This is a genomic window from Streptosporangium nondiastaticum (assembly GCF_003011965.1).
GTDB classification, from domain to species: Bacteria; Actinomycetota; Actinomycetes; order Streptomycetales; family Streptomycetaceae; genus Streptomyces; species Streptomyces nondiastaticus.
Window position 1 is genome coordinate 1 of record NZ_PXWG01000044.1, and the last position, 20253, is coordinate 20253.

Consider the following 20253-nt stretch of genomic DNA (forward strand, 5'->3'; position numbering starts at 1 on the left):
GGGGGCGCCGGGCTCCGGACCGGGCCGCGTCCGGGCCGCCCGGCGGCCCGTCTCCGGCGCTCCGTGCGCGACCGCCCAGGCGACCGCGGCCAGGACCACGTGCGGAAGGTAGGCGGTCGCCATCGGGTGCGGCAGCCACTGGGCGATCAGCGCGGCCACGAGCCCGCCCGAGGCGAAGCCCGCCGAGACGAACAGCCCGGCCCGCCGGGCGGCCGTCCCCGCCGCTGCGTCGGGTGCGTGCGGCGGGCAGGACAATTCCTTGACCCAGGCGCTGCCGGCGGCCAGGAGTGCGCCCGCGCTGACGCCGGTCAGGAAGCGGCCGGGCAGGAGCCAGCCCGTGGCGGCCGAGCCCGCCATCAGCAGACAGGACGAGAGCAGGTTGACGGCCAGGGCGGTCAGCGCCACCGGGCGGCGCCCGCGCCGGTCGGCCAGCGGCCCGCCGAGCAGCAGGCCCGGCACGAGGCCCACGACGTACACCGCGAACAGGCCGGTGACCGTGGACTCGGACAGGCCGAGTTCGGAGCGGTAGGCGCCGAGCAGGGCGGAGAACTGGTTCGCGCTCCAGCCGGAGGCGGTCATCATCCAGCCGGTGCGCAGCCAAGGGCGGGTCCCGGCCGCCAGGCTCGCGTCGGGGCCGGACGGGCGGGAAGCGGAAGTGCGGGAGGCGGAAGTGCGCTGCTCCATTGCCGCGTTCTTTGTCACAGAAGTACTCACGCCATCCAGTCCTACGGGCCCCGCCCGGGGCCCCGCCGCCCCCGTTCACGACTTGTGAACGTGCGTACGAGTCGGCCGGTGGTCGTGTCTATCGTGGCCGTCATGGATCTCCGCCTGCTGTCGTCCTTCCTGGCGGTGGTCGAGGAAGGGCACTTCGGACGGGCCGCCGCGCGGCTCTTCCTCTCCCCGCCCGCCGTCACCCAGCACGTCCGGCGGCTGGAGTCCGACCTCGGCACCCGCCTGCTGCACCGCAACCCCGTGTCGCCCACTCCCGCCGGCGAACGGCTGGCCCGCCACGCCCGCACCCTGCTCGCGGCCGCCAACGCCGCGCTGGACGACGTGGCCGAGGCGGCGGACCGGGCGCCGTTCGCCGCCGACCGGCCGCTGCGCGTCGGCATCATGGGCCACGGCTCGGCGGAGCTGACCCCCGCCTCGGTCAACGCCTACCGCAGGGCCCGCCCGCACATCGCCGTCGAGCTGCGGCAGCTCGACTTCACGGAACACGTCTCGGCGCTCGTCGAGGACCGCGTCGACGTCGCGTTCGTCCGCCCCACGCCCGCGGACGAGCGCGTCATCGCCGACGTCCTCACCACCGAGCAGCGCATCGTGGCCGTACCGGAGTCGCACGCGCTCGCGGACGCCCGCGACACCGGCGCCCGGCTCGACGACATCACCGACCTGCCCTTCTTCCGGGTACCGGGCCACACGCCGCGCTCCTTCACCGACTACCTGTACTTCGACCGCGCGGCCCGGCGCCGCAGCACGCACTACGCGCTGACGCCGCAGGAAGTGCTCACCGGGGTGGTCTCCGGACGCGCGGCCGGCTCGGGCCTGAAGTCCTTCGCCCGCTACTACGCCTGGCCCGGCGCGGTCTTCGTCCCCGTCCTGGACGCTCCCCGCGAGAGCAGCTACCTGGCGGTCCGTGCCGCGGACCGCAACCCCGAGGTCCAGATCTTCCGCGCGCTGACCCTCGCCCTGGCGAAGGAGCTGGGCCCGCGGATCAGCGAGTGAGCGGCGCGCGCGATCCGCGAGTGAGCGACGCGCCGGTCCGCGGCCGGGGCAGCTGGTTGCGCCGTGGCAGGAGGGATCACAGACTGGAAATGAAGGCGAGGACGAAGGGGCGGAAACGGTGGAAAACCGACTGCAGATCCTCCTCTCCGAAGAGGGCGCGGAAGCCGAGGACGTCGACAAGCTGACCGGCTACCTCCGCCGGGAACTCCTCCAGCTCGACGTGGACGACGTCACGGCCCTCCCCGCCGCCGAAGAGGTGCCGCCGGGCGCGCGGGCGGTGGACCCCGCCCAGGTCGGCGCCCTGCTCGTGAGCCTCGGAAGCTCCGCCAACGCGCTGCGGCAGGTCATCGGCGCCGTCCACGAGTGGTGGGGCCGCTGCCGGGACTCCCGCCCGTCGATGCGGCTCGCGATGGACGACGACGTGCTGGAGCTCTCCGAGGCGACCCCGGAACAGGTCACCGAGGCGTTCGACCTCTTCGTGCGCCGCCACTCCGCCGCCGGGTCCGGTGCTGATGCCGGTGCGGATGCCAGCGCGGATGCCGACGCCGGTGCCGGTGCCGGCAGCGCCGCCGGCGGCGGGGCACCGCCATGACCTCGCCCGCCCGGGCGTCCCCGTACCCGCCCGCGTCCCGGCACGCCCTGATCATCGCCAACGACACCTACCAGGACGAAGGCCTCCGGCAGCTGACGTCCCCGGCGCAGGACGCCGAGGCTCTCGCCGCGGTCCTGGGCGACCCGCAGATCGGCGGGTTCGACGTCCAGGTCGTACGGAACGAGCCCTCGCACACCATCGCCACGCGGCTGGACGACTTCTTCTCCGACCGCCGCCCGGGCGACACGCTCGTCGTCCACTTCTCCTGTCACGGACTCAAGAGCGAGTCCGGCGAGCTCTACTTCGCGGCCGGCAACACCCGTCCCCGCCGGCTGGCCTCCACCGCCGTCCCGGCCGACTTCGTGCGGCGCTGCATGTCCAGCACCCGCGCGCGCTCCGTCGCCCTCTTCCTCGACTGCTGCTACGGCGGCGCCTTCCCCCAGGGCGCGGCCGCCCGCGCCTCCGGCGACGTCAACGTCCTCGACTCGTTCGCCGGCGACAGGCCCGGCGGCGGCCGCGGCTGGGCCGTCATCACCGCCTCCAGCTCCATGGAGTACGCCTTCGAGGGCACCGAGCTCACCAGGACCTCCGGCCCGCGGCCCTCGGTCTTCACCAGCGCCCTCGTCTCCGGCCTCGCCACCGGCGAGGCCGACCTGGACCAGGACGGCAGGATCTCCCTCGACGAGTTGTACGACTACGTCTTCGACCGCGTCCGGCAGGAGAACCCCCACCAGACACCGAGCCGTAGCGTTGACATGCAGGGAGACCTGTACCTGGCCCGCAGCCGCCGGCGGCGGATCGCCCCCTCGCCCGTGCCGGACGACGTGCGCGCCGCGATGCACAGCCCCGACCTCTACTCCCGCCGCGGCGCCATCGCCGAACTCCGGGCCCGCATGGACAACCCCGACCCGGCCGTCGCGGCCGGGGCCCGTGAGGCCCTGGACGAGATGGCGCGCAGGGACATCCGGGCCGTCGCGGACGAGGCCGCCCGCGCGCTGGACGAGGTCCGCGTCACCCCGCGACCGGCCCGGCTCGACTTCGGTCCGGTGCCCGAGCACGCGCCCTCGCCGCACCGGCCCGTACGGCTCCTCGGGCCGCCCCTGGCCCGCAGTTGCGCGGTGCACGTCGAGGACGACTGGCTGCGGGCCACGGAGTCCTCCGACGGGCTCGACGTCAGCGTCGACACCTCCCGGCCGGGGCGCCGCAGCGGCGACATCGTGCTGAAGGGCGCCGCCGGAGAGGCCGTGGTCCACGTGGAGGCCGAGGTGCTGCCGACGCCCGCGCCCCCGGACAGGCCGCCGGCGCCCCCGGACAGCCCGCCCGTGCCGCCGGAAGTCCCGAAGGCGCCGCCCCCGCACGGCGCGACACGGCCGGCGAGCCCGCCGCCCGCGAGGCTCCGCCCGCCGCCGGCAAGCCCGCCGACCAGACCGCACGCGGCGCCGAAGCCCCCTCCGGTGCCGGCCGCACGGACCTCACCGCCCGCTCCCGCCCGGCCCGCGCACCCTCCGGCGCCAGCGCACCATCCGGCGCCCTCCACCGCCAAGCGCGCCTCCGCCCTGGCGGCCGCCGCACTCGGCCTGGCCGTCACCTCGCTGATCACCCTGGTCCTCACTGCCGTCGGGGCGGCCCGTGCACTGGCGAACCAGGCGAGGAACGACCGGTTGCACCTGACGTGGACCCTCAATGACGAGATCCACAAAAGCGGGATGATGACGCCGCTCGTCATCTGTCTGATCACCTCAGTACTGGCGCTGATCCTCGTCTCCATGACCCGGCGGACCCTCCGCCCGGCCGCACCGGTGCGCACCACCCGCACCCTCACCCTGACCGCCAAGGCCCTCGCCGTTCCGGCGCTGGCGCTGGCGGTCCTCGCCCTGGTCATGTGTCTCGTCGCCGCGGCGCAGGCGTGAACGCGGCCGCCCGGCAACGGCCCGGGACCGATATCGGTTTGAGCGGTCAGCACCCGTAGAGCTAGGTTTTGCCTCGTTAGTTCGATTAGCGAGGAAAACTTCATGCACAAGCTCACGTCGGGCGCGGTGGCCGCCGTCGTTTCGATCGGCATGCTCACCGGCTGCTCGTCCGGTGCCGGGAAGAGCGGCGGCCCCGCCGAGCAGAGCCCGGCCCCCGCCTCCGCCAAGGCGGCGAACGAGAGCGAGAAGCCGAAGGACAAGGCCGGTTCGGGCGGCGCGGCCGGCAAGCAGGGGAAGAAGGCCGAGTGGAAGGACGGCGGCCGGGTCGGGGGCGCCGGAGCCGTCTGCGAGTTCCCGGTGTCGTTCGAGGTGGCGAAGGCGTGGCAGCCCAAGGGGGTCGACGCCGAGGGCGCGGTGTTCCTCAGCAAGTGGCTGGGCCACCCGTCGTTCAAGGGCGCGTGCGAGATCGACGCGAAGCCCGCGGGCATGATCGGCTACATCCGCGTGTGGACGTCCGAGCGGACGGACATGTCGCCGCGTCAGGCGCTGGAGACGTTCGTGGCCGAGGAGAAGAACGTCACGAGCAAGGAGTTCAGCGACACGAAGGCCGGTGACCTGCCCGCCGCGGAGGTCGCCTACGAGCGGAAGAGCCCTCTTTTCGACGAGCCGCAGCCGGAACAGGCCTTCGCCGTGACGACGCCGAAAGGCGTGACCGTCGTACACCTCGGCGGGCTCGAATCCGGCGAGCACAAGGAGATGCTCCCGGCCTACGAACTCGCCAAGAGGACCACGAAGCTCCCCTGACGTCTGACCGTCTGACCGTCCGGTGTTCAGTGCGGGCCGCCGCCCATCGCCCGCAGCATGTTCCTCCCTCCCGTGCGGAGGAAGCGCACGAGCAGCGCGGCGGCCAGGCCGAGGAAGGCGAGGTTGAGCCACGTCGTGTAGTTCCAGCTCACGCCCTCCTCGGGGATCGTGGCGTGCCCGCGGCCGGGAACGAGCCCCAGGCCGCCGAAGACGAACTCGACGGCGTACCCGGCGGCGACCATGGCCACGTAGAAGGTGACCAGCAGGAAGAGCGCCGTCCGCGCGCCGTAGTACTTCCGGTAGATGTTGAGGATCGGCAGGATCAGCAGGTCGGCGAAGATGAACGCGACCACGCCGCCGAAGCTGATGCCGCCCTTCCACAGGACGACGGCGAGCGGCACGTTCCCGATGGAGCACACGAACGAGGCGATCGCCACCAGGGGGCCGACGAGCGGTCCCCACCACTTCGCGAGCCCGGGGTCGTCGGTGAGGAAGAACGCCTGCCAGAACGACTCCGGGACCCAGGCGGCGATGGCACCGGCGATCAGCAGGCCGGCCACGAGGTCGCGCAGGATCGCGGCCCACTCCATGACGAAGACGTGCGCCGTGGCCGTGAAGCCCTCGCCGGAGAACAGCCGCCGGGCGAACGTCCCCTCGCGCCGTACGGACATGTCCATGGCCGCGTGCCCCTCCATGGAGCCGGCGACCCCGCGCGCGGCCTGCGCGCGGGCCTCGTCCAGCAGGGCGGGCCGCAGGAACAGCCGGAAGAGCAGCGCCAAAGCGATGATCATGAGCGGTCCGCCCGTGAACTCCGCGAGCGTGAACTGCCATCCCATGAGCAGCGCCAGGATCACCCCGAGCTCGACCACCAGGTTGGTGGAGGCGATCTCGAAAGCCATCGCCGCCGTGAAGTGCGCCCCTTTGCGGAACAAGGTGCGGGCCAGTGCCACGGCCGCGTAGGAGCAGGACGAGGAGGCCGCGCCCAGCCCCGCGGCGCGCGCCAGCGTACGGGGCCGGGCGTCGCCGAGAAGGGCGACGACGGTCGCCTTCCGCACCACCGCTTGGACCACGGCGGACAGCGCGAATCCCAGGATCAGGGCCCAGGTGATCTCCCAGGTCATGGACCCGGCGATGGACAGCGCGTGCGCGATCGCCTGCATGTGTCTCCGCCCCCTCTTCTCCCGTCATTGTCTTGACCATACAGATTCCCGCCTTCGATTCGGTGGACCGGATCGAGCAGGTTCACCCGCAACATGCTGGCAGTCTCGTGTTCATGCCGTACGGATCAAGCTGCGCGCATACGGCGGCGGCTTGTTGACTTCCTACTTGTGCATGGAGGGGCGAGGATGAGCAGCAACACCGAGGTGCTCGTGACGGGCGTCGGCGGGATCACCCCGCTGGGCGCGGACATGGCGCAGTCGTGGAAGGGGATGGTCGCCGGCGAGTCCGGCGTGACGCGGCTCGGCGAGGAGTGGCCGGCGGACCTGCCGGTGAGGGTGGCCGGTGCGGCCGCCGTGGATCCGCTGTCGCTGCTGGAGCGCGTGGAGGCCCGTAAGTGGGACCGGTGCGAGCAGCTCGCGATGATCGGTGCGCGTGAGGCGTGGCGGGACGCCGGGGAGCCGGAGGTGGAGCCCGAGCGGCTGGCCGTCGTCATCGGCACGGGGACCGGCGGCATCCTCACCACCCTCGGGCAGGACGACGTCTACGAGCGGTCGGGCCCGCGCCGGCTCTCCCCGTACGCCGTGCCCATGCTGATGCCGAACGGCCCGGCCGCCTGGGTCAGCATGGAGCTGGGTGCGCGGGGCGGCGCGCGGACGCCGGTGAGCGCGTGCGCTTCCGGGGCGGAGGCGATCGCCATGGGCCTCGACCTGATCCGGGCCGGGCGCGCCGACGTGGTGGTCGCGGGAGGCGTCGAGGCGTCCCTGCACCCGTTCTGCGTCGCCGCGTTCGCGCAGATGAAGGCCCTGTCCACGGACGACGGCGACCCGGCGGCGGTCTCCCGGCCGTTCGACGCCGCCCGCAGCGGCTTCGTCATGGCCGAGGGGTCGGGCGTGGTGGTCCTGGAGCGCGCCGGGTTCGCGCGGGCCCGCTCGGCCCGGGCATACGGGAAGCTGGCCGGGGCCGCCGTGTCCTCCAGCGCGCACCACATCACCGCTTCGGACGCGGAGGGCCAGGTGCACGCCGTCCGGACGGCGCTGCGCGACGCGGGCCTCGGGCCGCGGGACATCGACAACGTGCACGCGCACGCCACGTCCACGGAGTCCGGGGACCTGGCCGAGGCGCAGGCGATCGCGAGCGCGCTCGGCGGGCACGTGGCGGTCACGGCCACGAAGTCGATGACCGGTCACATGCTGGGCGCGTCGGGCGCGGTGGCCGCGATCGCCGCCCTGCTCACGCTCCGGGACGGCGTGCTGCCCGCGACCCGCAACTTCGAGACGCCCGGCGCGGGCATCGACCTGGATGTCGTCCACGGCGAGAGCCGGGCCGGCGACTGGTCGGCGGGGCTGGTGAACTCCTTCGGCTTCGGCGGTCACAACGTCAGCCTCGTGGTGACCCGCGAGGGTTAGCCGGCCCGGAGCCTCGTGGTGATCCGCGAGGACGGCGGCGGGCGTCCCCGCACCCGACCGGACCATCTCAGCGGTGACAAGGCGTACCAAAAGCTTCCGGGCCGTGGCCACGAGGTTCGACAAGCGCGTCTACGTCTTCCACGGCACCGTTACCGTTACCGTTGCCACGATCCGGCTGTGGCTCAGGACGTGGTCGGGCGGCCGGGATTCAGAGCCACCGCTGTGCCGCCTCGACACTGTCCCCGCCACTGGTGTTGAACGCTATCGCGGCCTGGGGCGCATGGCGCCGGATCAGGTTCACGATCTGTTCGAAGAGCGGAAGCAGTGGCTCGGCCTTGCGGATCCCGCCGCCGACGACCACGACATCCCACGGCTGCTTGGTCAACGATGCGACGAGGGTGGACTCTGCCGATTCGTCGAACACGATCAGAGTCATGGCCGCGTCGATGCCGTGTTCACCGAACCGGGCCAGCTCCGCGTCGAGCGCCGCACGAGGAGCCTCTCCGTCGACGCCAGGTATCGCTTGCGGGTCGTAACCAACAACAAGTGCAGAAGACATGCAGCCACCTACCGAGCCCTGCCCGAACATGATCCGCCGGACAGGCCCTAACCGGCCCGGCGGCGCTGTCCCCCGTAGAAGATGGTGGCGGCGGTCAGCAGGCCGAGGCCCGCGGAGGCGTAGACCGCGATGCGGGTGCTGTCCTGCTGGTCGGGGCCGTCGGGCAGCCGGGGTTCGAGCAGGCCGAGCGGGTCCTTGCGGATCTCGACGCGGTCGCCTTCCCGGGCCTGTCCGAAGCAGTTCTGCTGCTCGGACACCGAGTGCTTCTCGTGGCCGCCGCCGGTCTCCTCGACGGTGCAGAACATGCTGGCGCCCTTCCGGGCGTGCCGGTCGGTCACCTCGGTCACCACGGCCGGGACCGGCTCGCCCACGGTCTTCATGTAGACCTCGTACATCGCGGGGCCCGCGAAGAGCATCAGCGCGAAGCCGCCGACCGAGGCGAGCGTCGCGGCCCCGGCGCGGTGCCAGACGCCCCCGATCAGACAGGCGGTGACCGCGACCCCCGCCATCATGACGACCACACCGAGCAACAGCACCCACTGGGCGAGCCCGGCGCCGAACAACAGCAGGGCGGTGAGCCCGACGGCCCACAGCAGGGACCCGAGGGCCTTCCGTGCGCCGGACACAGGCACTGGCGGGCGGTACACCGGACCTTTGACCGTTCCACCGGGTACCACGGTCGTCGCCTCGCGCCCGCCCATTGTCTCCTGCCCCTGCCGTCCACTCGTTTCACTCATCGCCGTCACACTAACGGCACACGGAGGGGCTCAACGCTTCGCCAGCCGCCTGCGCACCGCCTTCAGCAGTTCCACGCGGCCGACGCGCAGGGTCAGGGCGTCGCGTCCCGGGAGCGGCTTCGCATACCAAGGGAGGCCGAATCGCCGCCAGCGGGCGGGCTTCAGGGACGGCTGGGGCGGTACGGGTACGGACCACTCCTTGTCCGCCACGGCGAGGCTGAGCGTCAGTTCCCGTTCGCCGGGGATCGTGCAGGGGATCCGTACGGTGAAAGTCCCGTCGGAGGGCGCGGGTTCGACCCGGATGCGCTCCTCCTCGCCGTGCGGCCCCGCGGCTCGTACGGTCAGGGCGCCCTGAGGCCGGCTCGCCAGGCCGCAGCGGCCCTTCACGACGAGGGTGGCCGGGGCGTCGGCGGACCACTCCGCGCCGGTGACACGCAGGTGCGGCCGTACGCGGTGGCGGGTCTCGCCCACGTCCAGGGTGAGGTTGCCGTAAGGCTTGGTGGTGTAGAGGGCGACCGCCGTGCCCGTGTCCGTGACGAGCATGGTCGTCGCCGTGGTCACGGAGTCCGCGCGGCTGCTGCCGAGGCGGACTTCCTTCACGATGCCCTGGGCGCCGACGGCGAGTGAGAGGTCCCAGAGGCCGGGCGTCAGGGACGCGAGGTCGACCGTCACGTCGTACCCGGCCAGGTCGTAGGTGTACAGGCCGCCGTCCTCGTCGGCGCCCAGGCCCGGCGTCGGGGTGTGATGGACGGGGAGACGGCGCTCCGCGTCCGTCCCGCGCTTGCGGAGGACGAGTTCGGTGGTGACGTCCCGCGTGGAGATGCGGTGGATGCGGGCGTGACCCGTGAGGCGCAGGCCCGTGGCGCTGATGCCGGCGGAGTCGACGCGGTGGCGGACGGGCAGTTCGGCGGTGATGTCGTAGCAGTCCTCGGGGATGTTGAGCGCGGGATCGCGGAAGTACGGGTAGAGGGCGTAAGCCCGGCCCGCCTCGATCCGGAGCTCCGGGCCCGTGGCGACCTTGGCGGCGAGGGTGGTGATGCCGTACGTCGCGGCGCCCCGGTCGAGCTCCCAGTGGACGAGGGTGAGGAGTTCGTCGAGGAGCCGGTGGCGGATGAGGTGGCAGCGCAGGCGGACCACGGCGGGCAGGCGGGCGGCCAGGCCGTCGGTCCAGTGCAGGGCGACCAAGTCGGCCAGCTCGTAGAGCAGTTTGTCCTGGGTCTCGCGCTGCGGTTCGCGGCTCAGCTGGAGGACGGCGTCGCGCAGTTCGATCGCGTAGTGCCGGTGCATCAGCGTGTCGCGGCCGGGGCCGGCGGGGACGCGTGCGGCGACGAGCCCGGTCATCTTCCGGAAGAGGTCGACGCGCGTCCGCGCGGCGTGCTCCTCCGCGGTGATGTTGTTGCCGTCCTCGCGGGCGACCCAGTGGACGCAGTCGTGGTCGGCGACGACGGAGATCGCGGCGGCCTCCAGGTAGGCGGTGGCGACGAACGGCTGGTCCTCGCCGATCGACAGGCCGGTGTCGAAGCGGAGCCCGAGCCGGTCGATCAGCTCGCGGCGGAACAGCTTCATCGGGTTGAGCGTCCAGTAGACCCGGGAGGAGAAGACGTCCGTCCGGGGCTGGTTCCGGCGGAACATCGACCCGGGCGCGCGGCGGCCACCCTCCCCCACGATCCGCCCGAGGACGACGTCGGAGCCGTTCTCGTCCGCCGCCGCGACCATGCGCTCCAGGGCCTCGGGGCCGAGATGGTCGTCCGCGTCGAGGAAGAAGACGTAGCGCCCGGTCGCCCGGTCCAGCCCGAGGTTGCGCGGGCCCGCCGGGCCGCCGGAGTTGGGTTGGTGGATCACGTGCATCAGCGGCGCCCGCTCCGCCAGGCGGTCCAGCTCGGCCGCCGTACCGTCCGTGGAACCGTCGTCGACGGCTATGAGCTCGATCCGGTCCGCCCCGAGGGACTGGCGGAGGACGGAGCCGACGCTGCGGGTCACGTACGGCATGGCGTCGAACGCGGCGATGATGACCGTGACTTCGGGCCCAGGCACGGCACCAGGCTCCGCCCGCGGGCCCCGCGGACTCCACAGTTCCGCAGAATCCGCAGCCCGGAATGGCTTTATCGGGGAAAAGTCGCCATCAGAGCCGCCCCACCCGCAACTTAGGTTAACCTAAGTCCCCCTTCGTCGAGGACGGTCACGATGCAGCGACTGCAGCAGCACAGCCAGGGCACACCCGGTATCGCACGGACCCGTGACGGCCGGGAGTTGCACTTCATGGAGCTCGCCGGACCGGTCGGCGGCGACGCCTCCGCGACGGCCGTGGACGCCCCCGTCACGGAGGTGGACGCCCCCGTGACGGTGGTGTTCGAAGGCGGCCTGGCGTCGGTCCGCTCGTACTGGGCGCTCGTCCAGCAAGCCGTGGCGGGCTCGGCGCGAGCGGTGGTCTACGACCGCAGCGGCCTCGGCCGCAGCGCCCCCGACCCGTCGGGGCAACGCCGTCTCGCCCGGCTCGCCGACGACTTGGGTGACCTGCTCGACCGCCTCGGGCCGGGCCCGTACGTGCTGGTCGGGCACAGCTGGGGCGGCCCGGTCATACGGCTCGCCGCGGCGGCCCGGCCCGGGCGGATCGCCGGCCTGGTGCTGGTCGACCCCACGGACGAGGCCTGCGACCTGCTCTTCGACAACTCCATTCGCCGCCTGGAGAAGGTCCGGTACGGGGCCGCCCTGCTGCTGGCGCGCCTGGGGCTGCTCGGCCTCCTCTTCCGCAAGGTGACGGCCGCCCTGCCGCCCGACGCGGCCGCCGACATGCGTGCGGAGGCGTTCACCGTCGCGACGATGCGCACGATGGGCGCCGAGCAGGCCGGCATCGCGGCGGACCTGCGCGCCCTGCGCGACGACCCGCCGGTCCTCGGTGACATCCCCGTCACCGTCATCTCCGCGACCCTGCCCACCCCGGGGATGAACGCACAGGCCCGCGCGTCCATCAACGCGGCGCACGCCCACCGGGCCGGGCAGTCGCCCCGCGGGCGGCACGTGCTCGCGCGGCACGCGGATCACATGGTGCCGACGGCGGAACCCGGCATCATCGTGGCGGAGGTGGAACGCCTGCTGGAGGCGGCGGGGCAGCGGGATCAATGGGAACAGAACGGGCAGGTCACGCCATAGCGGGATAGATTAGGCGGAGGTCCACGAGAGGAGACCCGCATGTCCTCCAAGCGACGCCGCAAGAAGAAGGCCCGCGCCCGCCGCAAGGCCGCGAACCACGGCAGGCGCCCACAGTGCTGAGCACGCGCCTCTGAGGCTACGGCGACGCGTCAGTCGGCGACGCGTCAGCGGCTGTGCCGGACGCGGAACCGGATGCCCGCCGCCTCCAGCCGCCCGATCAGCGCGTCCCCCATCGCCGTGGCCGTCGTGACCTGCCCCGAGGTCTTCGGCAGGTCGTCCAGGGCGAGGCACAGCGACGCCTCCGCGAGGATCTTCGCCGTCTCGCCGTAGCCCGGGTCGCCGCCCGTGACCTCGGTGAACACGCGCCGTCCGCCGCCTTCCCCGACGGCCCGCACCTGGAACCAGGCGCGGGCCCGCTGCTCCTCGCTCGGCCCCCGGCCCGGCTCCCAGCGGCGGGAGATCCAGGAGCGGACGGGAGCGACCTGCGCGGCGGCCGCCAGCGCGGCCAGGCCCACCGGCCCGGCCAGGGCCATGGGCAGCGTCTTCACGGACGCGTAGTGCCGGTAGCGGAAGTCGGGGCCGTAGCGTTCCAGGGCCGCGGCCGAGCGGCGCACGACCTGGGGGTCGAGCGTGGGCATCGGCAGCGCCCACGTGCCCGTCTCCTTGCTGAACCGCGGCGCGCCCAGCGGGGCCCGGACCCGGCGCCCGGCCGGCTGCGGCTCGTACCGGCTCCGTTCCTCCGCCGCGGCCTTCGCCTGCCGCTGCCGCGCGGCGATCAGCATCGACGTGGCCAGCGTCCCGCCGGAGATGAGCCCCGACGCCCGGACGAAGCCGTCGACCGTCAGCGGCACCCCTTCCGGCAGCTGCTGGACGGTGAAGTACGCGAGGAGGTCGTGCGGGACGGAGTCGAAGCCGCAGGCGTGCACGATCCGCGCGCCGGTCCTGCGTGCCTCGGCATCGTGGCGCACGTACGTGAGGTCCACGAACTCCGGCTCGCCGGTGAGGTCGGTGTAGTCGGTGCCGGCTTCCGCGCAGGCCGCCACCAGCTCCCGGCCGTGGCGGATGTACGGGCCGACGGTCGAGGCGACGACGTGCGCGGACCCGGCCAGCTCGCGCATGGCGTCTGGATCGGCCGCATCTGCCGTCACGAGATCCGGCTCAGCGGCCCGTACGGGGTCGAGCGCGGCCAGCCGCTCGCGGAGCCGCTCCAGCTTCGCGCGGCTGCGCCCGGCGAGGGCCCACCGGAGCCCCTCGGGGGCGTTCTCCAGCAGGTATTCGGCGGTGAGCTGCCCGACGAACCCCGTGGCGCCGAAGAGCACGAGGTCGTACGGCCGTTCAGAGCCGTTCCGCCGGTTCATGGAGCCTCCGGCCGAGTCCGCTGCGATCGAAGTCACCGGGCATACGTCCCTTCTCGCGTCCGAACAGCATCGAACCCATTGTCCACATCCGGCTGACGTGCGCTCAGGAAACACCGACGCCCCGCTTCCGCACCGACGCCCCGCTTCCGGCCCGCACCGGCACCGGCCGCACGCCCGGCGCCCCCGGACGCGCGGCGCCGCGGCCGCGCACGCGGCGGACCCGTATGCCCATGCACGAACCGGTGGTGGGGAACGGTTCCGGTGGGGGCGCAACGGCCGCCGGGCCCATGCTCATGTGCGAACAGCGCGGTTCTCAGGGGCGAACGGTTCGCCTCCCCGGCACCACGCGCAGAAACGGCAGGACGACCATGCCAGTGCACCCGCTCCCGCTCGCCCGGCGGTCCGCGATCCTCGTGGCCGCCGCAACACTGGCCGCCCTGGCCCCCGGCACGGCCCGGGCCGACTCCCCGGCACCGGCGCCGATCAAGAACGAGGGGGCCGGGTGGTACCTCGACAGCGGCGGTGACACCTCCTCCGCGAAGGCGCCCTCGTACACGACGAAGTACACGGGCGAGCCGGCGTCGGCGCCCGGCAACCTGAAGTGGTCCTACGACGCCTCGACCAAGCTCATCAAGAACGAGGCGAACGGCTGGTACCTGGGCAGCGGCGGCGACTCCTCGTCCGACAAGGCCCCCGCGTACACCACCAAGTACACGGGCGACCCGGCCTCCGCTCCCCCGCAGCTCAAGTGGTCCTACGACGCCTCCACCAAGCTCGTCAAGAACGAGGGGAACGGCTGGTACCTGGGCAGCAGCGGCGACGACTACGGCAAGGCGCCCGCGTACACCACGAAGTACACCGGCAGCCCGGCGTCGGCGCCGGCGCCGCTGAAGTGGTCGATATCGTCCTAGGCGCCCCGGGTCCCCCGGGTGACCGGGGGACCCGGATGTCCGTCCGCTACGGCGCCGCGCCCCGCAAAGCGGTTCAGTCCTCCCAGGGCCGGCGGGCGTCGCGGCCGCGCTCCAGCAGCGGCACCATGCGGAACGCCTCGTCGGGCGGAAGGGGAACTGCCCGGAGCGGGCGACCTCTTCGGGGTCGGCGATCCGCGCGGCCGCCTGCCCGGCGACCTCGTCACTGACGCCGGCCTGGTCGAAGTTGCGCAGGTTGCGGACCAGGGCCATGGTCCCCATGGACGGGATGACGGCCTCCCGCGCCGCCGCGTCCATCGGCCCCTGCAGCCAGCCCGCCGACACGCCCTTGTGTGCGGGAGGCGGGGGTTATTCCCGCATGCCCATGACGTCGATGGCTCGTCCCTGTGTCGTGCGCCAGGTCGACAGGACCGCCGCAACCGTCGCGACGACCATGCACAGTGCCGCGGTGTGCCAGATATCCGGCCAGGGGACGGTCAGTCGGGGGGACGTGACGATGCGCTCCAGTGACAGTCTCTGCGTGGCGATCACGGCAGCGCCGGCGCCGAGCGCCAGGACCGTTCCGATCGCCGCTGCCAGTACCGCCTCCGCGCCCACCATGCGCAGCGTCTGGGCGCGGGTGCCACCGGCGAGATGGAGAGCGGCGAGTTCGCGGCGTCGGCCGGCCGCCGCCATGATGAGGGTGTTGGCGACCGAGATCAGTGAGTAGCCCACCGAGATGCCGAGGATGACCGTCGCTGCCGTGGCTGTCTTCTGCGCGTGGGCGTCCTTCACGCGGGCGAAGTAGGCCTCCGCCGGGCCGGTTTCGACCGGCTGGTGGGCGAGGGCGGCGGCCAGTCGCTGCCGTACGTCCTTGATGTCGGCACCGGGGCGGAGCGTCACCCAGGCATGCTTCACGTCCGTGCCGGCGGGTGCCCGGGCGGCGGACAGGAAGGTGGCGTCCCCGTCGAGGCCGGTCTGGATGATGGCGCCGATCCTCGCCGGGCGGCGGGAGCCGTCCGGCAGCCAGGTGTAGACGTGCTGTCCGAGGGTGAGGTTGTCGCTCTTGGCGGTCCTCTCGTCGATGACGAGGAAGTCGTCGCCCAGGTTCTTCAGGGATCCCTCGATCACCTTAGGGGTGAAGACGCTGCCCAGGGCGCGGGAGGGAACGGCCTGGCCGGTGAGGGTGTCGACGACCTCGCCCTTCAGGGTGCTCACGTAGATCCGCATGGGGGCCACCGTCGTCACCGTGGTGCCGGGCACGGCACGCAGGGCCTGGACGGTCTGGTCGTTCAGGGCCGAGCCCTGCTGGGGGGTGACGACGAAATCGGCCCGGGTCTGCCGGCGGGCCTGATCGACCCTGGCCCGGTCGCCCGCGACCTGGACGCACAGCATGGTGGCCACCAGGCCCACGGCGACCACGACGGGAACGACGGTGGAGACGGTGCGGCGGCGGGCGTTGAGCATGTTCTGGCGCACCAGGAGGGGGCCGGCGCCGAAGCGGGTCAGCGGCCAGGTCAGCAGGCGGGCGATCGGCCAGACGACGACCGGGGACAGCAGTGCGAAGGCGCCTGTGAACAGGAGGGGGACCGCGCCGTACTTGCGCGGGTTGACCGCGATCTCCGGGGTGTCCCGGAGCGCGTAGCCCGTGATGACCGCGCCGGCCAGCATGCCGAGACCGAGCAGCCAGCGCGGCGCGGTCATGGAACGGCGGTTCGCGGCGGCGTCGCGCAGCGCCTCGACCGGGCGCACCCTGGAGGCGCGCAGGGCGACGGTGGCCGCTCCGGCCAGGGCTGAGGCGACGCCCAGGAGGAAGGCGAGGAGGAGCGCGAAGGGATTGACCCCGATCTCGAACCATCGCGGGGCGACCCCGTGGTCGATCATCCAGGTGTTCAGGGCGCCCGAGGCGACCGTGCCCAGGACACAGCCCACGGCGGCCGCGGCGGCACCCACCAGGGCGGACTCGGTCAGCACCATGCGGCGTACCTGCCGGGGTGTGCCGCCCACCAGGCGGAGCAGGGCCAGTTCGCGGCGGCGCTGGTCCACGACGAAGGCGAAGGTGGCGATGACGATGAAGGCCGCCACCGACGTGGCGATGGCCATCGTGGTACCCGCCATGGAGCTGGCGCCGGCCAGCGCGTTCGCGCCGCCGGACGGGTCGGGGTCGGCTTTCACGCGGTCGTTCCCGTCGAGGACGAGCATGCCGTGGCCGGCGGCCTTCCTGATGTCTTCGACGTCCGCGTTCCCGGTGACCACCAGGGCGTTGACGGGCGGCGAGATCCGGGCCGCCTCGGCGTCCGTGAAGAACACCGCGTCCTCGAACCAGACCTGATCGGTGACACCGACGACCTGATAGGCGCCGACACCGGCCGGGGTGCTGATCTGCACGGTGCGGCCGAGCCGGGACCGGGATCCGCCGCCGATGACGACCTGGTCCCGGGCCGTCGGGGCGTGGCCCGCAGCGAGGCGGTACGGCGCGAACCGGGCGACGGACCAGCCGTGGCCCACGCCCGCCGAACCGTCGTGCGTCACATCGAAGGTGCGGTCGGCAGTCACCTCGGCGTCGGTGGCGATGCGCGCGACCGTGCGGGCGGGGACGGCTGCGGGCCGGCGCACGGGATCACCGCGAGGATCGGCGGGCACCACCACGCTGTCCGCCCGGCTGAAGCGCTGCGGCCCGGAGTGCGGAGTCCCCGTGGTGGCGAAGAGGGTGAGGGCCATCATCGCGATCATGGCGGTGCCGAGAGCGAGCGCGACGAACGCGCCCAGGAAGCTGACCCACCGGGTGCGGACGGTGGCCATGGCGATGCTCAGCACGGCGTCACCTCGAGGCGCGCCATGCGAGCGGCGACGCCTTCGGCGGTGGGACGGTCGATCTCGTCCACGATCCGGCCGTCGGCCAGGAAGACCGCTCGCCCGGCATAGGAGGCGGCGACCGGGTCGTGGGTGACCATGATGATGGTCTGGCCGCGCTCGGCGACGATCCGCCGCATCAGGGAGAGCACGTCGCGGGAAGTCTTGGAGTCGAGCGCGCCGGTCGGTTCGTCGGCGAAGAGCACCTCGGGGCGGGTGACCAGCGCGCGGGCGATGGCCACGCGCTGCTGCTGGCCGCCGGACAGTTCACTCGGCAGGTGCCCGGCGCGATCCCGGATGCCCACGTCCTTGAGTACCTGGTCCACGTCGTCACGGCGCGGTGACCGTCCGGCGAGACGCAGAGGCAGCTCCACGTTCTGACGGGCAGTCAGTGACGGCAGCAGGTTGAACTGCTGGAAGACGAAACCGATCTTCTCGCGGCGAAGCACCGTCAGTGCCGTCTCGGACATCCGGGCCGGGTCGGTGCCGGCCAGAAGCACCTGACCGCTGTCCACCCGGTCCAGTCCGGCGGCGCACTGCAGCAATGTCGACTTGCCGGACCCGGACGGGCCCATGATGGCCGTGAACGTGCCCGAGAAGAAAGACAGATCGACTCCGGCGAGCGCAGTTACCTGATTCTCACCGCTTCCGTATTTCCTGTACGCGGCGGACAAGCTGACGACCGCACGGCCGCCCACCGCTGCGCCGGAGGGAGACGGCGTCCGCCCACTCTTGCTCAGAAACACTCTCGCGCCTTTTCCTCGGGGTGTTCACGAAACATCACGCTCACGCTAGGTGTTGCCGCGATGGCGGTGCCTCCGGGTCCACCCTGAGACCACCCTCAAACCGACCCTGACCAGCTCGCGTTTGAGCCCTTTCATTACTCGTGGCGGCTATGACAGCCCGGTGGTGAGTTCGGAGTTCGCCTTCGTCGGCGCACCAGCCGCGCCCGGCTGTGACGGCTTACTACGACGCCGGCCGCCTGGCCGTCGACCTGCTGGCCGAGGATGCCTTCCGTCGTCGCAGGCGACGGTGACCATGACCTTGCCAACGTCGCGGCTGCGAGGTGGCGGGTGGCCGTGCAGGTCTGGAGCGCGGCGTACAGGGCGGGGTCGGTGGGGGCGTACACGTGGGCGTGGATCCACTTGTCCTGTAGTGCGGTGCCGGGTCCAGACCTTGATGGCGTCGGCGCCGAGGTGTGCGGTGCGGCAGGCCTTGGTGGCGTGGCGGCCGTACCAGGAGCGGTGGCCGTGGCGGACGCACCCGAGGCCACCGCGCCCAGGCATACGACGCCCAGCCCATCCGTGTCCCTGACCTGCTCTGGAACGCCTACGGACGCATCTGCGAGCGGCTCGGCACTGAGCGCACAGGCGACCTCCTTGACCACATGCGCAGCCGCGTACGTGAACATGGCGACGACCGAGACCTCGCCGGCCTGGAGGCCGCGGAGAAGGAACTGGCTGAACGTCGCGCGCAAGGGCGGTCGGCCGAGGCGTCAACCATGACTGCTGACCTGGTGGCGTTCCTCCGCGTCCGACGGCTCGCGTACGCGTTCCCGGCGCCCCAAGCTTGCCGGGCCGGACGCCCCCGCCGGGCGCCGAGTGGGGGCGTGCCGGGTGGAATCACGTCAGGCGGATGACGTCACCGGTGTTCACCGGGCCCGGTGTCGCCACCGTGGCCAGGGCGTCCAGGCGGGTGTCGTGGGCTCGGGCTATGGCTCGCAGGATCAGCGGTGAGTGCGGGAGGTCCTGCTGGGCCTCGTTGGTCATCGCGCAGCGTTCGCTGGAGCGCATGAACTGCACGCGCAGGGTGTCCCCGATCCGGGCCGTGTGCCCGAGCCAGTCGTCCTCGGTGAACGGGCGGGTGCCCGGTGGGGTCCGGACCACGAGGTTCGGGCGGAAGCGGCGTTCGTCGGCCGGGACGCCGGGAACGGCCGCGCGCACCCAGTCGAGGGTGGCGGTGGTGAGGACGCTGAGGGGGAGCTGGTCGAAGTGGGAGACGGTCTCCTCGCGGGCCAGTCCGACGTCGTCCCGGCCGAGGTAGCGGCGGAGGTAGGCGTCCGGGTCGGGTACGGCGGCGCCGTGCGGGTCCAGGAGTTCGGGCCGACCCTCGGGGCCGTCCGGGTAGCAGGAGCGCAGGTGCAGCAGGCCAGGCATGCGGCGGAAGCGGCGGGTGTTCTTTCCCGAGCCGAGCCTGCCTTCGGCGTCCCGCACCGCGAACAGGCGGTCGCCCGCGATGCCTCGCGTACCGACGTGCGCGTGCTGTAGCCGTTCACCGCCCGTCGATTTGATCGGATAGCACCAGATGGCCTCGATCGTTCCTATCAGTTCTGTCATTTGATCGACGATATCTTGGATTCCTGCCCGATTACGGGCAGAAAATAGGGAGTTCGCGGTTCCGGCGGTACAGTGGCAGCCCATGATCACACTCTCCGCCCTGGGGTCCTTCGCCCTGATCGTGGGGCTCCTCACGCTCACGCCCGGTCTCGACACCGCCCTCATCCTGCGCACCGCCGCCCTCGGCCACCGCAGTCGCGCCTGGGGCGTGGTGCTCGGGATCCAGACCGGCACGCTCGTCTGGGGCGTGCTCAGCTCGCTGGGCATCACCGCCCTGCTGACCGCCTCCCACCTCGCCTACACAATCCTCCGCTGGGTGGGCGCCGCCTACCTGGTGTGGATGGGAGGCCGGATGCTCATACCGGCCCTGCGCCGGAGCGGCAGCGCGGCGGAGTCCGCTGCTGCGGAAGACGCGGAAGACGCGGACGACACGGAAGACGCCTCGGACGCCGGCGGCGGCTTCCGCGCCGGCTGGCGGCGCGGCGTCGTGACCAACCTGCTCAACCCCAAGATGGGCGCCTTCTATGTGGCCGTCCTGCCTCAGTTCATCCCGGCCGGCGCCCCGCACGTGGCGACCGGCACCCTGCTGGCCGGCGTGCACATCGTGTTCGCCTCGCTCTGGGCGGCCGTTCTGATCGCCTTCGCGCGGGCGCTCCGCACCACCCTCCGGAAGCCCTCGGCGCGCCGGGTCCTGGACCGGGTCACCGGCACCGTCATCGCCGCCTTCGGGGTCCGGCTCGCCCTCGGCGACTGA

17 protein-coding genes and 2 pseudogenes are annotated in these 20253 nt (G+C 72.5%); 9 read left to right on the forward strand and 10 right to left on the reverse strand.

Going from position 1 to position 20253, the window contains the following annotated elements; translation table 11 throughout:
- The coding region (locus B7P34_RS17825) for an MFS transporter (RefSeq protein WP_146166844.1) at positions 1 to 684 on the reverse strand (684 nt) is incomplete at its 3' end.
- Positions 685 to 816: 132 nt separating this feature from the next.
- On the opposite strand from B7P34_RS17825, the gene B7P34_RS17830 reads away from it, so the two are divergent.
- The 4 genes from B7P34_RS17830 to B7P34_RS17845 all read left to right on the forward strand — a co-directional run bounded on the left by B7P34_RS17830 (position 817) and on the right by B7P34_RS17845 (position 5031).
- Complete coding sequence (locus B7P34_RS17830; RefSeq protein WP_106677735.1) at positions 817 to 1725, forward strand: LysR family transcriptional regulator; 909 nt, start codon at positions 817 to 819, stop codon at positions 1723 to 1725.
- Positions 1726 to 1843: 118 nt separating this feature from the next.
- Entirely contained in the window at positions 1844 to 2317 is a 474-nt protein-coding gene (locus B7P34_RS17835; protein WP_189382856.1) for a hypothetical protein, read from the forward strand.
- A complete protein-coding gene (locus tag B7P34_RS39410; protein WP_106677691.1) occupies positions 2314 to 4227 on the forward strand; it encodes a caspase family protein in 1914 nt (637 codons plus the stop codon). The genes B7P34_RS17835 and B7P34_RS39410 overlap by 4 nt, the downstream gene beginning before the upstream one ends.
- 102 nt (positions 4228 to 4329) lie before the next feature.
- Complete coding sequence (locus tag B7P34_RS17845; RefSeq protein WP_106677692.1) at positions 4330 to 5031, forward strand: lipoprotein; 702 nt, start codon at positions 4330 to 4332, stop codon at positions 5029 to 5031.
- 26 nt (positions 5032 to 5057) lie between these two features.
- On the opposite strand, the gene B7P34_RS17850 is transcribed toward B7P34_RS17845, so the two are convergent.
- On the reverse strand, positions 5058 to 6191 hold the full coding sequence (locus B7P34_RS17850; RefSeq protein WP_106677694.1) for a permease: 1134 nt from the start codon (positions 6189 to 6191) through the stop codon (positions 5058 to 5060).
- A 186-nt stretch (positions 6192 to 6377) separates the two neighbouring features.
- Here B7P34_RS17850 and B7P34_RS17855 point away from each other — a divergent pair, with 186 nt between their 5' ends.
- Complete coding sequence (locus tag B7P34_RS17855; RefSeq protein WP_106677695.1) at positions 6378 to 7598, forward strand: beta-ketoacyl-[acyl-carrier-protein] synthase family protein; 1221 nt, start codon at positions 6378 to 6380, stop codon at positions 7596 to 7598.
- A gap of 82 nt (positions 7599 to 7680) precedes the next feature.
- Positions 7681 to 7785 (forward strand): annotated as a pseudogene (locus tag B7P34_RS38655) (IS5/IS1182 family transposase); the annotation flags it as partial.
- Positions 7786 to 7806: 21 nt separating this feature from the next.
- Here the strand turns inward: B7P34_RS38655 and B7P34_RS17860 are convergent.
- From B7P34_RS17860 to B7P34_RS17870, 3 genes are all read right to left on the reverse strand, one after another.
- Positions 7807 to 8157 (reverse strand): hypothetical protein, encoded by a 351-nt coding sequence (locus B7P34_RS17860; RefSeq protein WP_106677736.1) that lies wholly within the window; start codon positions 8155 to 8157, stop codon positions 7807 to 7809.
- A gap of 47 nt (positions 8158 to 8204) precedes the next feature.
- The gene (locus B7P34_RS17865) at positions 8205 to 8789 is read right to left on the reverse strand and encodes a hypothetical protein (protein WP_223267956.1); all 585 of its coding nucleotides are present in this window, start codon (positions 8787 to 8789) and stop codon (positions 8205 to 8207) included.
- Between the two features lie 135 nt (positions 8790 to 8924).
- On the reverse strand, positions 8925 to 10928 hold the full coding sequence (locus B7P34_RS17870; RefSeq protein ID WP_106677697.1) for a glycosyltransferase family 2 protein: 2004 nt from the start codon (positions 10926 to 10928) through the stop codon (positions 8925 to 8927).
- Between the two features lie 150 nt (positions 10929 to 11078).
- Between B7P34_RS17870 and B7P34_RS17875 the strand changes: the two genes are divergently transcribed.
- The gene (locus tag B7P34_RS17875) at positions 11079 to 12044 is read left to right on the forward strand and encodes an alpha/beta fold hydrolase (RefSeq protein WP_106677698.1); all 966 of its coding nucleotides are present in this window, start codon (positions 11079 to 11081) and stop codon (positions 12042 to 12044) included.
- A gap of 164 nt (positions 12045 to 12208) precedes the next feature.
- Here the strand turns inward: B7P34_RS17875 and B7P34_RS17880 are convergent, their stop codons facing one another.
- On the reverse strand, positions 12209 to 13402 hold the full coding sequence (locus B7P34_RS17880; protein WP_106677699.1) for a saccharopine dehydrogenase family protein: 1194 nt from the start codon (positions 13400 to 13402) through the stop codon (positions 12209 to 12211).
- 368 nt (positions 13403 to 13770) lie between these two features.
- Here B7P34_RS17880 and B7P34_RS17885 point away from each other — a divergent pair, with 368 nt between their 5' ends.
- Complete coding sequence (locus B7P34_RS17885; protein WP_146166845.1) at positions 13771 to 14313, forward strand: hypothetical protein; 543 nt, start codon at positions 13771 to 13773, stop codon at positions 14311 to 14313.
- A 156-nt stretch (positions 14314 to 14469) separates the two neighbouring features.
- Here the strand turns inward: B7P34_RS17885 and B7P34_RS17890 are convergent.
- The 4 genes and pseudogenes from B7P34_RS17890 to B7P34_RS17905 form a co-directional block, all read right to left on the reverse strand.
- Positions 14470 to 14628, reverse strand: a pseudogene (locus B7P34_RS17890) (TROVE domain-containing protein); the annotation flags it as partial.
- Between the two features lie 51 nt (positions 14629 to 14679).
- On the reverse strand, positions 14680 to 17127 hold the full coding sequence (locus tag B7P34_RS17895; RefSeq protein WP_106677702.1) for an FtsX-like permease family protein: 2448 nt from the start codon (positions 17125 to 17127) through the stop codon (positions 14680 to 14682).
- Positions 17121 to 17903 carry an ABC transporter ATP-binding protein gene (locus B7P34_RS17900; protein ID WP_435693968.1) on the reverse strand — a complete coding sequence of 261 codons (783 nt, stop codon included), beginning with the start codon at positions 17901 to 17903 and terminating at the stop codon, positions 17121 to 17123. The genes B7P34_RS17895 and B7P34_RS17900 overlap by 7 nt, the downstream gene beginning before the upstream one ends.
- 882 nt (positions 17904 to 18785) lie before the next feature.
- The gene (locus tag B7P34_RS17905; RefSeq protein ID WP_106677705.1) at positions 18786 to 19499 is read right to left on the reverse strand and encodes an MOSC domain-containing protein; all 714 of its coding nucleotides are present in this window, start codon (positions 19497 to 19499) and stop codon (positions 18786 to 18788) included.
- Positions 19500 to 19581: 82 nt separating this feature from the next.
- On the opposite strand from B7P34_RS17905, the gene B7P34_RS17910 reads away from it, so the two are divergent.
- Entirely contained in the window at positions 19582 to 20253 is a 672-nt protein-coding gene (locus B7P34_RS17910) for a LysE family translocator (protein WP_106677707.1), read from the forward strand.